At 58.9% G+C, this 13,226-nt stretch carries 13 protein-coding genes; all 13 read left to right on the top strand.

Going from position 1 to position 13,226, the window contains the following annotated elements:
- Nucleotides 1-108 precede the first annotated feature (108 nt).
- The 13 genes from AC4BCN_RS21135 to AC4BCN_RS21075 all read left to right on the top strand — a co-directional run bounded on the left by AC4BCN_RS21135 (nt 109) and on the right by AC4BCN_RS21075 (nt 13,215).
- A complete protein-coding gene (locus AC4BCN_RS21135) occupies nt 109-468 on the top strand; it encodes an NADH-quinone oxidoreductase subunit A (protein ID WP_010399734.1) in 360 nt (119 codons plus the stop codon).
- Nucleotides 469-471: 3 nt separating this feature from the next.
- Nucleotides 472-948 carry a NuoB/complex I 20 kDa subunit family protein gene (locus AC4BCN_RS21130; RefSeq protein WP_010399733.1) on the top strand — a complete coding sequence of 159 codons (477 nt, stop codon included), beginning with the start codon at nt 472-474 and terminating at the stop codon, nt 946-948.
- A 17-nt stretch (nt 949-965) separates the two neighbouring features.
- Nucleotides 966-1,559 carry an NADH-quinone oxidoreductase subunit C gene (locus AC4BCN_RS21125; RefSeq protein WP_034779526.1) on the top strand — a complete coding sequence of 198 codons (594 nt, stop codon included), beginning with the start codon at nt 966-968 and terminating at the stop codon, nt 1,557-1,559.
- Nucleotides 1,559-2,812 carry an NADH-quinone oxidoreductase subunit D gene (locus AC4BCN_RS21120; protein WP_034749992.1) on the top strand — a complete coding sequence of 418 codons (1,254 nt, stop codon included), beginning with the start codon at nt 1,559-1,561 and terminating at the stop codon, nt 2,810-2,812. Before AC4BCN_RS21125 ends, AC4BCN_RS21120 begins: the two co-directional genes overlap by 1 nt.
- Before the next feature lie 12 nt (nt 2,813-2,824).
- A complete protein-coding gene (gene nuoE / locus AC4BCN_RS21115; RefSeq protein WP_034749989.1) occupies nt 2,825-3,304 on the top strand; it encodes an NADH-quinone oxidoreductase subunit NuoE in 480 nt (159 codons plus the stop codon).
- Nucleotides 3,301-4,596, top strand: a complete 1,296-nt coding sequence (gene nuoF, locus AC4BCN_RS21110) for an NADH-quinone oxidoreductase subunit NuoF (protein ID WP_010399729.1) — start codon at nt 3,301-3,303, stop codon at nt 4,594-4,596. The genes nuoE and nuoF overlap by 4 nt, the downstream gene beginning before the upstream one ends.
- Before the next feature lie 22 nt (nt 4,597-4,618).
- A complete protein-coding gene (gene nuoG / locus AC4BCN_RS21105) occupies nt 4,619-6,952 on the top strand; it encodes an NADH-quinone oxidoreductase subunit NuoG (protein ID WP_490491686.1) in 2,334 nt (777 codons plus the stop codon).
- Nucleotides 6,952-8,034, top strand: a complete 1,083-nt coding sequence (gene nuoH, locus AC4BCN_RS21100; protein ID WP_046683857.1) for an NADH-quinone oxidoreductase subunit NuoH — start codon at nt 6,952-6,954, stop codon at nt 8,032-8,034. The genes nuoG and nuoH overlap by 1 nt, the downstream gene beginning before the upstream one ends.
- Nucleotides 8,035-8,048: 14 nt before the next feature.
- Nucleotides 8,049-8,537 carry an NADH-quinone oxidoreductase subunit NuoI gene (gene nuoI, locus AC4BCN_RS21095; protein WP_490491685.1) on the top strand — a complete coding sequence of 163 codons (489 nt, stop codon included), beginning with the start codon at nt 8,049-8,051 and terminating at the stop codon, nt 8,535-8,537.
- Between the two features lie 65 nt (nt 8,538-8,602).
- Nucleotides 8,603-9,235: an NADH-quinone oxidoreductase subunit J gene (locus AC4BCN_RS21090; RefSeq protein WP_034749981.1), complete on the top strand. Its 633-nt coding sequence runs from the start codon at nt 8,603-8,605 to the stop codon at nt 9,233-9,235.
- Entirely contained in the window at nt 9,232-9,540 is a 309-nt protein-coding gene (gene nuoK, locus AC4BCN_RS21085) for an NADH-quinone oxidoreductase subunit NuoK (RefSeq protein ID WP_010399724.1), read from the top strand. The genes AC4BCN_RS21090 and nuoK overlap by 4 nt, the downstream gene beginning before the upstream one ends.
- A gap of 46 nt (nt 9,541-9,586) precedes the next feature.
- Nucleotides 9,587-11,686 carry an NADH-quinone oxidoreductase subunit L gene (gene nuoL / locus AC4BCN_RS21080; RefSeq protein ID WP_490491684.1) on the top strand — a complete coding sequence of 700 codons (2,100 nt, stop codon included), beginning with the start codon at nt 9,587-9,589 and terminating at the stop codon, nt 11,684-11,686.
- 29 nt (nt 11,687-11,715) lie between these two features.
- A complete protein-coding gene (locus AC4BCN_RS21075; protein ID WP_490491683.1) occupies nt 11,716-13,215 on the top strand; it encodes an NADH-quinone oxidoreductase subunit M in 1,500 nt (499 codons plus the stop codon).
- Nucleotides 13,216-13,226: the final 11 nt, after the last annotated feature.

Below are 13,226 nucleotides of genomic sequence, written 5' to 3'. Positions count from 1 at the left end.
GTGTCGTTCGATCCTGGTCTTAGCTTTGATTGGGGTCGTGCGTTAGATACGCTGCAAATGATCGCAGCGTCCTCATTTAACCGATCGTTCAATATAAGCTCATCAATCGTGAACCTCGAAAATTACTTCCCCGTCCTGCTGTTCATTATTATCGGCCTTGGTGTCGGTATCGCTCCCCAGCTCCTGGGGCGCCTGTTAGGTCCTAACAAGCCTGACGCAGCAAAACTCTCCCCGTACGAATGTGGCTTTGAAGCATTCGAAGACGCGCGCATGAAATTTGATGTGCGCTACTATCTGGTCGCAATCCTGTTTATTTTGTTCGATCTGGAAACGGCATTCTTTTTCCCATGGGGCGTTGCAATGCGCGACCTGGGCTGGGCCGGTTTCGTCACGATGATGGTGTTCATCGCTGAATTCGTGGTCGGATTTTGGTACATTTGGAAGAAAGGTGCCCTTGACTGGGAATAAGCCATGGCTATTGAAGGCGTATTAAGCGAAGGTTTCATCACCACCTCGGCCGACAAGCTGATCAACTGGGCGCGCACCGGGTCTATGTTCCCGATGACGTTCGGTCTGGCCTGCTGTGCGGTCGAAATGATGCATGTGGGCGCAGCCCGCTACGATATGGACCGTTTCGGCGTCGTGTTTCGTCCGTCGCCGCGTCAGTCCGACGTCATGATCGTTGCCGGCACCCTGTGCAACAAGATGGCGCCGGCCTTGCGCAAGGTCTACGACCAGATGGCAGAGCCACGCTGGGTCATCTCGATGGGTTCCTGCGCCAATGGCGGCGGGTACTACCATTACTCCTATTCCGTGGTGCGCGGTTGCGACCGCATCGTGCCCGTCGACGTGTATGTGCCTGGCTGTCCTCCGACCGCTGAAGCCTTGCTGTACGGCATCATGCAGTTGCAGAACAAGATCAAGCGTACCAGCACGATCGCACGCTAACGGGGCCGCTTCAGATTATGACAACACATTTAGAAGTATTGCAAAACGCCCTCGGCACTGCCCTGGGCGATCGCGTTAGCACGACGGTTGCGCTGGGCGAAGTCACCCTGGTCGTCAAGGCCGAGGACTACCTGGCCGTGATGCAGACCTTGCGCGACGATCCGACCCTGCATTTCGAGCAGCTGCTCGACCTGTGCGGCGTCGACTACTCGACCTATGGCGACGGTAGCTGGGATGGTCTGCGTTTCGCGGCCGTTTCGCACTTGCTGTCGGTCAAGCACAACTGGCGCGTGCGCGTGCGCGTGTTCGCGCCGGACGACGACATGCCGCTGCTGCCCTCCGTGGTCGGCATCTGGCGCGCCGTCAACTGGTACGAGCGCGAAGCGTTCGACCTGCTGGGCATCCTCTTCGAAGGCCACAACGACTTGCGCCGCCTGCTGACCGACTACGGTTTCATCGGCCATCCGTTCCGCAAGGATTTCCCCGTCTCCGGCTATGTCGAGATGCGTTACGATCCGGAACAAAAGCGCGTGATTTACCAGCCCGTGACGATCGAGCCGCGGGAAAACGTGCCGCGCGTGATCCGCGAAGAACATTACGGGATGAAATAATGGCTGAGATTAAGAACTACACCCTGAACTTTGGGCCACAGCATCCGGCCGCGCACGGTGTGCTGCGCCTGGTGCTGGAGATGGATGGCGAAGTCATCCAGCGCGCCGACCCGCATATCGGCCTGCTGCACCGCGCCACCGAAAAGCTGGCCGAGCAAAAGACCTATCTGCAATCCGTGCCGTACATGGACCGTCTCGACTATGTGTCGATGATGTGCAATGAACACGCGTACGTGATGGCCATCGAAAAGATGCTGGGCCTGGAAGTGCCGCTGCGCGCGCAATACATCCGCGTCATGTTCGATGAGATGACGCGTATCCTGAATCACCTGATGTGGCTCGGTACCCACGCGCTGGACGTTGGCGCCATGGGCCCGTTCCTGTATTGCTTCCGCGACCGCGAAGACTTGTTCGACGCCTACGAGGCAGTCTCGGGCGCGCGCATGCACGCGGCCTACTACCGTCCGGGCGGCGTCTACCGCGATTTGCCGGACGCGATGCCGCAGCACAAGGCCTCGATCATCCGCAACGCCAAGGCGATCGGCAAGCTGAACGAAAACCGCCAGGGTTCCCTGCTGGACTTCATCGAAGACTTCGCGCGCCGCTTCCCGAATTCGGTGGACGAGTACGAAACCCTGCTGACCGACAACCGTATCTGGAAACAGCGTACCGTCGGCATCGGCGTGGTCTCGCCGGAAGATGCGCTGGCCATGGGCTTTACGGGCGCCATGCTGCGCGGCTCGGGCGTGCAGTGGGACTTGCGCAAGAAACAGCCGTACGAAGTGTACGACCTGATGGATTTCGACATTCCTATCGGCACCAACGGCGATTGCTACGACCGCTACCTGGTCCGCGTGGAAGAGTTGCGCCAGTCGAACCGCATCATCAAGCAATGCGTGGAGTGGCTGCGCAACAATGAAGGTCCTGTCATGACCAGCAACCGCAAGGTGGCGCCTCCGGGCCGCGTCGACATGAAGACCAACATGGAATCCTTGATTCACCACTTCAAGCTGTTTACGGAAGGTTTCCACGTGCCGCCAGGCGAGGCCTACAGCGCCGTGGAACACCCGAAGGGCGAGTTCGGCGTGTACCTGGTGTCCGATGGCGCCAACAAGCCGTACCGCATGAAACTGCGCGCGCCAGACTACGCCCACTTGCAGTCGCTCGACGAAATGGCGCGTGGGCACATGCTTGCCGACGCCGTGACCATCATCGGGACGCAAGACATCGTGTTCGGCAGTATTGACCGCTAAGAGGCAAAAAGTATGTTGTTATCAGAGCAATGCTATAAGAAAATTGACCGCGAGCTGGCCAAGTACCCGGCCGACCAGCGTCAGTCGGCCGTCATGGCCGCGCTGGCCCATGCCCAGGATGAACTGGGCTGGCTGGCGCCGGAAACCATGAAGGAACTGGCCGATTACATCGGCATGCCGGCGATTGCCGTGCAGGAAGTGGCCACGTTCTACAATATGTACAACGTGAAACCCGTGGGCAAGCACAAGATCACCGTGTGCACCAACCTGCCATGCGCCCTGTCGGGCGGCGTGCGCGCTGCAGACTACCTGAAGCAGAAACTGGGTATCGATTTCCGCGAAACCACCGCAGACGGCCAGTTCACCCTGGTTGAAGGCGAGTGCATGGGTGCTTGCGGCGATGCGCCTGTCTTGCTGGTCAGTAATAAAACCATGTGCAGCTGGATGTCGAACGAGAAGATCGACGCCATGCTGGAGGAACTCAAGAAATGACGTCACTCCACAACCGCCATATCGATCCATTGATCCTGAAGGATCTGGATGGCAAGAACTGGCATTTGCAAGATTATGTGAACCGCGGCGGCTACAGCGCTCTGCGGCGTATCCTGGAAGAGAAAATCACGCCGGAACAGATCATCGCCGACCTCAAGGCTTCGTCCTTGCGCGGCCGTGGCGGCGCGGGTTTTCCTACCGGCTTGAAGTGGAGCTTCATGCCGCGCCAGTTCCCGGGCCAGAAATACCTCGTCTGCAATACAGATGAAGGCGAACCGGGCACTTTCAAGGACCGCGACATCATTCGTTACAATCCCCATGCGCTGATCGAAGGCATGGCCATTGGCGCTTATGCGATGGGCATCACCGTCGGCTACAACTATATCCACGGTGAAATCTTCCAGGAATACCTGCGTTTCGAAGAAGCGCTGGAAGAGGCGCGCGCCGCCGGCTTCTTGGGCGACAAGATCATGGGCAGCGAGTTCTCGTTCCAGTTGCATGCGCACCATGGTTATGGCGCCTACATCTGCGGCGAAGAAACGGCCCTGCTCGAATCGCTGGAAGGCAAGAAAGGCCAGCCGCGCTTCAAGCCGCCTTTCCCTGCCTCGTTTGGCCTGTACGGCAAGCCGACGACGATCAACAACACGGAAACCTTCGCGGCCGTGCCATTCGTGCTGAACATCGGTCCAGAGAAATACCTGGCGATGGGCAAGCCGAACAACGGCGGTTCGAAGATCTTCTCGATCTCGGGCGACGTGGAAAAACCGGGCAACTATGAAGTGCCGCTCGGCACCCCGTTTGCGACCCTGCTGGAACTGGCAGGCGGCATGCGCGGTGGCAAAAAGATCAAGGCCGTGATCCCTGGCGGTTCGTCCGCTCCGGTGATCCGCGGCGACATCATGATGCAGACCGACCTGGACTACGACTCGATCGCGAAAGCCGGTTCGATGCTCGGTTCGGGCGCCGTCATCGTGATGGACGAAACACGCTGCATGGTAAAGGCGCTGGAACGCCTGTCCTACTTCTACTTTGAAGAATCGTGCGGCCAGTGTACGCCTTGCCGTGAAGGCACAGGCTGGATGTACCGCATGGTGCACCGCATCGAGCAGGGGCAGGGTCGTCCAGACGACCTGGACATGCTCAACTCGATCGCCGACAACATCCAGGGCCGCACGATTTGCGCGCTGGGCGATGCGGCTGCCATGCCGGTACGGGCCTTCATTAAGAATTTCCGTGAAGAATTTGAATATCATATCGAGCACAAGCATTGCTTAGTGCCCGCATATATCTAAGCTGCGTCAGGTAACGATCACCATGGTTGAAATCGAAATAGACGGCAAAAAAGTCGAAGTCCCTGCTGGTAGCATGGTGATGGACGCCGCCAACAAATTGGGAACCTACATTCCGCACTTCTGCTATCACAAGAAATTGTCGATCGCAGCGAACTGCCGCATGTGCCTGGTCGAAGTGGAAAAGGCGCCCAAGCCTTTGCCCGCTTGTGCGACCCCGGTCAGTGCCGGCATGATCGTGCGTTCCGCCAGCGATAAAGCTGTGCAGGCGCAAAAGTCGGTCATGGAATTCTTGCTGATTAACCACCCGCTCGATTGCCCTATCTGCGATCAGGGCGGCGAATGCCAGTTGCAAGACTTGGCAGTGGGTTACGGCAAGAGCGAATCGCGCTACAAGGAAGACAAGCGCGTCGTCACGCCGAAGGAGGCCGGTCCGCTGGTCTCCATGCAAGAGATGTCGCGCTGCATCCAGTGCACCCGCTGCGTACGCTTTGGCCAGGAAGTGGCCGGCGTGATGGAGCTGGGCATGATCGGCCGCGGCGAACACTCGGAAATCGTGTCGTTCGTCGGCCAGTCGGTCGACTCCGAACTGTCGGGCAACATGATCGACCTGTGCCCGGTTGGCGCACTGACCTCGAAGCCGTTCCGCTACAGCGCCCGTACGTGGGAACTGTCGCGACGCAAATCGGTCAGCCCGCATGACGGTCTCGGTTCGAACCTGATCGTGCAAGTGAAAGCTGGCAAGGTCAAGCGCGTGCTGCCGCTGGAAAACGAAGCCGTCAACGAGTGCTGGATCTCGGACAAGGACCGTTTCTCGTACGAAGCGCTGGACAGCTTTGACCGCCTGACGACCCCGATGCTGAAACAGGGCAACGAGTGGAAAGAAGTCGATTGGCAAACCGCGCTGGAATACGTGGCGCACGGCCTGAAAAACATCAAGCACGAACATGGTGCCGACGCCATCGCCGCGCTGGCAACGCCGCATTCGACGGTCGAAGAGCTGGTCCTGCTGCAAAAAGTGGCCAACGGTCTCGGTTCCGAGAACGTCGACTTCCGCCTGCGCCAGACCGACTTCGCGCTGGACGCCGGCGTCAAGCCATGGCTGGGCATGCCGATCAGCGAATTTGGCCAGATCAAGCGCGCCTTCGTCATCGGCTCGTTCCTGCGCAAGGATCACCCATTGCTGGCCACGCGTTTGCGCGCGTCCGTCAAGGGCGGCGCCAAGCTGTCGATCCTGCACGCCTCCGACGATGATCAATTGATCACCATCGCCAACAAGATGATCGTCGCACCAAGCGATTGGCTGGCGGCCTTGTCGGAAGTGGTCGCCGCTGTTGCGAAAGCCAAAGAAATCGCCGCGCCAGCCGGTTTTGAAGCGGTTGCCGCTTCGGACGTGGCAGTGGCCATCGCCGCCAGCCTGATGGCTGGCGACCATGGCGCCGTGCTGCTGGGTAACGCGGCAACGCAACACCCGCAAGCGTCGCAACTGCATGCTGCCGCGCAATGGATCGCCGAACAGACGGGCGCCAAGCTCGGTTACCTGACGGAAGCGGCCAACACGGTTGGCGCGCACCTGGTCGCCAAGCCGCGCGCCAACGTGCAAGCAGCGTTTGCCGTACCGAAGAAAGCCTACGTGCTGCTGCACGCCGAGCCGGAACTCGATGCCGCCAATCCACAAGCGGCCCGCGCCGCCCTGGATGGCGCCGACATGGTCGTGGCCATGTCCGCCTTCAAGCACGGCATGGATTACGCCGATGTCCTGCTGCCGATCTCGCCGTTCGCCGAAACCTCGGGTACTTTCGTGAACTGCGAAGGCCGCGCGCAAAGCTTCAACGGTACCGTCAAACCGCTGGCGGAAACCCGTCCAGCCTGGAAAGTGCTGCGCGTCCTGGGCAACATCCTGGGCCTGGCCGGTTTCGACTACGACACCTCCGAAGCGATCCGCGACGAAGCGTTTGGTGCCGGCGTGACCGATCTGTCGGCACAGCTGAACAACATCGCCAAGAACGCGCCGGAAGCGGCAACGTACGCACCGGCTTCGCCAGCGCTGCAACGCATCGCCGACGTGCCGATCTACTTCGCCGACGCGCTGGTACGCCGCTCCGAACCGTTGCAACGCACGGTCGATGGCGCCGCGCCGCAAGCACACCTGTCCGCCGAACTGGCTGGCAAGCTGGGCATCAAGGCGGGCGACAAGGTCAAAGTGGCGCAAGGCTCCGGCAGCGCCATCCTGGTGGCGGCAATTCACGCCGGCCTGCCAGCCAATGTGGTCAAGGTGTCGGCGGCGCATGCCTCGACGGCTGGCTTGGGCGGCATGTTCGGTGACATCACAGTTGAAACAGCAGAGGGGAAAATCTGATGGCTCTGCCTGAATTTGTAAACGTCATCAACAGCGGCGGCCAGGATTTGCTGGGCGGCTCGTGGCCGTTCTTCTGGACCCTGATCAAGATCCTCTGCGTGCTGCTGCCGCTGATGGGCCTGGTTGCTTACCTGACCTTGTGGGAGCGCAAGCTGATCGGCTGGATCCAGATCCGCGTCGGCCCGAACCGCGTGGGTCCATTGGGCTTGCTGCAGCCGATCGCCGATGCGCTGAAACTCCTGTTCAAAGAGATCATCATCCCGTCCAAGGCCGCCAAGGGCCTGTTCGTGATCGGTCCGATCATGACCATCATGCCGGCCCTGGCCGCCTGGTCGGTCGTGCCGTTCGGTCCGCAAGCCGTGCTGGCCAACGTCAACGCGGGCTTGCTGATGCTGCTGGCGATTACCTCGATGGAAGTCTACGGCATCATCATCGCCGGCTGGGCCTCGAACTCGAAGTACTCGTTCATGGGCGCCATGCGCGCTTCGGCGCAGATGATTTCGTATGAAATCCCGATGGGCTTCGTGATGGTCATCGTGCTGATGGTCTCGGGCAGCCTGAACTTCATCGACATCGTTGGCGGCCAGCAAATCGGCTACTTCGCCGACAAGGGCGTGAACTTCCTGTCGTGGAACTGGCTGCCGCTGCTGCCGATGTTCGTCATCTACATGGTGTCGGGCCTGGCTGAAGCCAACCGTCACCCGTTCGACGTCGTCGAAGGCGAGTCGGAAATCGTTGCCGGCCACATGGTCGAGTACTCGGGCATGGCCTACGCCATGTTCATGCTGGCCGAATACGCCAACATGATCCTGATCGGCGCGCTGACTTCGCTCATGTTCCTCGGTGGCTGGTCCGCACCATTTGCCTTCCTCGAGTTCTGGGGTGGTTTCGGCGGCTTCTTCTGGCTGTTCGCCAAGACCTTCTTCATCGTGTCGGTGTTCATCTGGGTGCGCGGTACTTTCCCACGCTACCGTTATGACCAGATCATGCGCCTCGGCTGGAAAGTGTTTATCCCGTTGACGCTGGTCTACCTGGTCTTCGTCGCTGCCTGGATGCAGACATCCTGGAATATTTGGAAGTAAGAGAGTGCATACGAATGGATAAGGTAAAAGATTTCTTCAGCAGCCTCTTGTTAGGCGAGCTGATCAAGGGCATGGCGTTGACAGGCAAGTACATGTTTTCGCGCAAGATCACGGTGCAATTCCCGGAAGAGAAGACACCGATCTCGCCGCGTTTCCGTGGCTTGCACGCGCTGCGCCGCTACCCGAACGGCGAGGAACGTTGCATCGCCTGCAAACTGTGCGAAGCGGTTTGCCCGGCGATGGCCATCACGATCGAATCGGAACAGCGTGACGACGGCTCGCGCCGCACCACGCGTTACGATATTGACTTGACCAAGTGCATCTTCTGCGGTTTCTGCGAAGAGTCCTGCCCGGTCGATTCGATCGTCGAGACGCAAATCCTGGAATACCACGGCGAGAAACGCGGGGATTTGTATTACACGAAAGAGATGTTGCTGGCCGTGGGTGATCGTTATGAAAATAACATCGCCGCTGCGCGCGCCGCCGACGCACCTTATCGCTGATGGATGCGCCGTAGCCACTGGCTGCGGCGCGCCCCTCGTTCATCTGTACGTCTATTGGGTTTTTTATGGACTTTAAAACAATTTTGTTTTACGCCTTCGCGCTGATCTTGATTCTGGCAGCGACGCGCGTCATCACGGCCCGTAATCCGGTCCACGCAGTACTGTTCCTGGTACTGTCCTTCTTTTCCGCAGCGGGCATCTGGATGCTGTTGCAAGCTGAATTCCTGGCCATCGTGCTGGTATTGGTGTACGTCGGCGCCGTGATGGTGCTGTTCCTCTTCGTCGTCATGATGCTCGATATCAATATCGACCGCATGCGCGAAGGTTTCTGGGGCTACCTGCCTTTGTCGGTGACGGTGGGTGTGATCATCGTGCTGGAAATGGCCGCTGTCCTGTGGCACGGTTTCCGCAACTTTGCGCCTAGCATCGCGCCGGTCAACGTCAACCTGGGCGGCACCAAGGAACTGGGCCTGCTGATCTACACGGAATATGTGTTCGCCTTCGAGATCGCCGCCGTGGTGCTGCTGGTGGCCATCGTTGCCGCGGTCGCGCTGACCCTGCGCAAACGCAAGGACACCAAGCACTTTGCTCCGGGCGATGCCGTGCGCGTCAAGCGCAACGACCGCCTGAAGATCATCAAGATGGACGCGGTAGTCGAGCGTCCTGCGGCTGAGCCGGAAGTTAAGGAGGCACCATGACATTATCGCTCACACATTTTCTGGTCCTGGGCGCGATCCTGTTCGCAATCTCGATCGTCGGTATTTTCCTGAACCGCAAGAACATCATCGTATTGCTGATGGCAATCGAATTGATGCTGCTGGCGGTGAATATGAATTTCATCGCGTTCTCCCATTTCATGGGCGACGCGGCCGGTCAGATCTTCGTTTTCTTCATCCTGACGGTTGCCGCCGCTGAGTCGGCTATCGGTCTGGCTATTCTGGTGGTGATGTTCCGTAATCTGGATACCATCAACGTCGAAGACCTGGACAGCCTCAAAGGCTGATGTTTTTCAGACTCGATCTCTCGAATAATAACGATTAAGGTTCATCATGGCGGGGCAACTCCTCAACCCTAACCTCCTTCTTGCCGTACCGCTGGCGCCGCTGGCCGGTGCCGCGATTGCAGGCTTGCTTGGCACCCAGTTCCTGGGTAATTTGGTCGGACGCAAGACGTCGCATACCGCGACGATCCTGGGCGTACTGATTGCGTTCATCCTGTCCGTGCAGACACTGCTGGCAGTGATGGATGGCGCGACATTCAATGGCACGATCTATAACTGGATGACGATCGGCACCCTGAAGATGGAAGTGGGCTTCCAGATCGATTCGCTGTCGGCGATGATGATGTGCGTGGTCACCTTCGTCTCGCTGATGGTGCACATCTACACGATCGGCTACATGAAGGACGACGAAGGCTACAACCGCTTCTTCGCCTACATCTCGCTTTTCACGTTCTCGATGCTGATGCTGGTCATGGCCAACAACTTCCTGCAACTGTTCTTCGGTTGGGAAGCCGTGGGCCTGGTCTCTTACCTGCTGATCGGTTTCTGGTACCAGCGTCCGACGGCCATCGTGGCCAACATGAAGGCTTTCCTCGTCAACCGCGTGGGCGACTTCGGCTTCATTCTCGGTATCGGCCTGCTGCTGGCCTACGCCGGCACCATGAACTACCAGGAAGTGTTCGCCAAGAAAGACGAACTGGCGCTGTTGAGCCTTCCAGGTACCGACTGGGCCCTGCTGACCGTAGCCTGCATCTGCCTGTTCATCGGCGCGATGGGCAAGTCGGCGCAGTTCCCGCTGCACGTGTGGCTGCCTGACTCGATGGAAGGTCCTACCCCGATTTCGGCACTGATTCACGCCGCGACGATGGTGACGGCCGGTATCTTCATGGTCTCGCGCATGTCGCCGCTGTTCGAACTGTCCGACACGGCACTGTCCTTCATCCTCGTGATCGGCTCCATCACGGCGCTGTTCATGGGCTTCCTGGGCATCATCCAGAACGACATCAAGCGCGTCGTCGCTTACTCGACCCTGTCGCAGCTCGGCTACATGACCGTGGCGCTCGGTTCGTCCGCGTACTCGGTAGCCGTGTTCCACCTGATGACGCACGCATTCTTCAAGGCACTGCTGTTCCTGGGCGCCGGTTCCGTCATCATTGGCATGCACCACGATCAAGATATCCGCAACATGGGCGGCCTGCGCAAGTACATGCCGATCACGTGGATCACTTCCCTGATCGGTTCGCTGGCCCTGATCGGCACGCCGCTGTTCTCCGGTTTCTACTCGAAAGACAGCATCATCGAAGCCGTCGAAGCGACGCACATCTGGGGCGCTGGCTTTGCCCAGTTCGCCGTGCTGGCTGGCGTGTTCGTCACCGCTTTCTACTCGTTCCGCATGTACTTCCTCGTCTTCCATGGCAAGGAACGTTTCGGCCAGGCGCATGCGCACGGTCACGACGACCATCACGCAGCTAAAGCGGCCAATGGCATGCATGCCCACGCGCATGACGACCACCATGACGAAGAGGAAGACGACCACGCGCACCACGGCCTGGAGCCTGGCCAGAAGCCGCACGAGTCCCCATTCGTCGTCTGGTTCCCGCTGGTGATGCTGGCGATCCCGTCGCTGATCATCGGCTACCTGACGATCGGCCCGATGCTGCATGGCGATTTCTTCAAGGGCGTGATCTTCGTTGGCGAAAACCATCCAGCAATGGAAGAGTTGTCGCATGAATTCCACGGCGCAATGGCGATGGCGATCCACGGCCTGTCGACGGCACCGTTCTGGCTGGCATTGTCCGGCGTGGTGGCAGCCTACTACTGCTACATGGTCAATCCGCGTGTACCGGCCTGGTTCTTTGCCAAGTTCCACGCGATCCACACCCTGCTGGACAACAAGTACTACATGGACAAGTTCAATGAAGTCGTGTTCGCCGGCGGTGCCCGCTTGCTGGGTAATGGCCTGTGGAACTTCGGTGACAAGAAGCTGATCGATGGCCTGCTGGTCAACGGTAGCGCCAAGGTCGTCGCCTGGCTGTCCTCGCTGTCGCGAGTGCTGCAGACCGGCTACATCTATCACTATGCATTCGTGATGATCCTGGGCGTGCTGGGCTTCCTGATCTATTTCCTGCCATTCTGGCCCGCTAAGTAAGCTGACCTGATAAAAGAATACTGAGAACCATGATGCAGTCTACGATTTCTACATTACCTCCTTACCTGAGTCTGTCGATCTGGGTGCCGATCATTTGCGGCGTCCTGATCCTGGCTCTCGGCCGTGACAGCAAAGCGGGCTTTACCCGCTGGCTGTCGCTGGCTGGCGCGGTGCTCAGCATGCTGTGCACCTTGCCGCTGATCCAGCATTTCGACAACGCCGCACACGGCATGCAATTCGTCGAAAAAGCACCCTGGATTGAAACTTTCAATATCTGGTACTCGCTGGGTATCGACGGCCTGTCGCTGTGGTTCGTGCCACTGACGGCCTTCATCACCGTCATCGTCGTCATTTCGGCTTGGCAAGTGATCGAGAAGCGCATCGCCCAGTACATGGGCTCCTTCCTGATCTTGTCGGGCCTGATGATCGGCGTGTTCTGCGCGCTGGACGGCTTGCTGTTCTACTTCTTCTTTGAAGCAACCCTGATCCCGATGTTCATCATCATCGGTATCTGGGGTGGTTCGAACCGCGTGTATGCGTCGTTCAAGTTCTTCCTGTACACCTTCTTCGGTTCGCTGCTGACCCTGGTTGCCATCATCTACCTGCGCAATGTGTCGGGCACCTTTGACATCCTGGCCTGGCATGCGTTCAAGCTGACGATGAACGAACAGATCTTCATCTTCCTGGCCTTCCTGATGGCGTTTGCCGTCAAGGTGCCGATGTTCCCCGTCCACACGTGGTTGCCGGACGTCCACGTGGAAGCGCCTACGGGCGGTTCCGCCGTGCTGGCCGCCATCATGCTGAAACTGGGCGCCTACGGTTTCCTGCGTTTCTCGTTGCCGATCACGCCGGACGCCAGCCACTACCTGTCGGGCTTCATGATCGCCTTGTCGCTGATCGCCGTCATCTACATCGGTCTGGTTGCCCTGGTGCAAACCGACATGAAAAAACTGGTCGCCTATTCGTCGATCGCGCACATGGGTTTTGTGACCCTGGGCTTCTTCATGTTCAACGACATCTCGGTGCAGGGCGGTATCGTGCAGATGGTCTCGCACGGCTTCATCTCCGGCGCGATGTTCCTGTGCATCGGCGTCCTGTATGACCGCATGCATACCCGCAACATCGCCGACTACGGCGGCGTCGTGAACCGCATGCCGAAATTTGCCGCCTTCTTCGTGCTGTTCTCGATGGCCAACTGCGGCTTGCCAGCGACGTCCGGCTTCGTCGGCGAGTTCATGGTGATCCTGGGCGCGGTGAAATTCAACTTCTGGATCGGCCTGCTGGCTGCAACGGCACTGATCTGGGGCGCGGCGTACTCGCTGTGGATGGCCAAGCGCGTGGTGTTCGGCAAGATCAAGAACAAGCATGTGGCCGAACTGACCGACATCAACAAACGTGAATTCTTCATGCTTGCTGTACTGGCCATCGCCGTGCTCGTGATGGGTCTGTATCCAGCCCCGTTCACCGACACGATGCAAACTTCGGTTGCTGACCTGCTGCTGCATGTCGCCACCAGCAAGTTGCCTTAAATAGAAGACCG

This window comes from Janthinobacterium sp. Bl 1 (assembly GCF_058215535.1).
This window is presented reverse-complemented; position numbering and strand designations above follow the sequence as displayed.

What these genes read in the sequence shown, in the direction of transcription:
- AC4BCN_RS21130 (WP_010399733.1), top strand. Translation starts at nt 472, where the DNA reads ATGGCTATTGAAGGCGTATTAAGCGAAGGTTTCATCACCACCTCGGCC.
- AC4BCN_RS21125 (WP_034779526.1), top strand. Translation starts at nt 966, where the DNA reads ATGACAACACATTTAGAAGTATTGCAAAACGCCCTCGGCACTGCCCTG.
- AC4BCN_RS21120 (WP_034749992.1), top strand. Translation starts at nt 1,559, where the DNA reads ATGGCTGAGATTAAGAACTACACCCTGAACTTTGGGCCACAGCATCCG.
- nuoE (WP_034749989.1), top strand. Translation starts at nt 2,825, where the DNA reads ATGTTGTTATCAGAGCAATGCTATAAGAAAATTGACCGCGAGCTGGCC.
- nuoF (WP_010399729.1), top strand. Translation starts at nt 3,301, where the DNA reads ATGACGTCACTCCACAACCGCCATATCGATCCATTGATCCTGAAGGAT.
- nuoG (WP_490491686.1), top strand. Translation starts at nt 4,619, where the DNA reads ATGGTTGAAATCGAAATAGACGGCAAAAAAGTCGAAGTCCCTGCTGGT.
- nuoH (WP_046683857.1), top strand. Translation starts at nt 6,952, where the DNA reads ATGGCTCTGCCTGAATTTGTAAACGTCATCAACAGCGGCGGCCAGGAT.
- nuoI (WP_490491685.1), top strand. Translation starts at nt 8,049, where the DNA reads ATGGATAAGGTAAAAGATTTCTTCAGCAGCCTCTTGTTAGGCGAGCTG.
- AC4BCN_RS21090 (WP_034749981.1), top strand. Translation starts at nt 8,603, where the DNA reads ATGGACTTTAAAACAATTTTGTTTTACGCCTTCGCGCTGATCTTGATT.
- nuoK (WP_010399724.1), top strand. Translation starts at nt 9,232, where the DNA reads ATGACATTATCGCTCACACATTTTCTGGTCCTGGGCGCGATCCTGTTC.
- nuoL (WP_490491684.1), top strand. Translation starts at nt 9,587, where the DNA reads ATGGCGGGGCAACTCCTCAACCCTAACCTCCTTCTTGCCGTACCGCTG.
- AC4BCN_RS21075 (WP_490491683.1), top strand. Translation starts at nt 11,716, where the DNA reads ATGATGCAGTCTACGATTTCTACATTACCTCCTTACCTGAGTCTGTCG.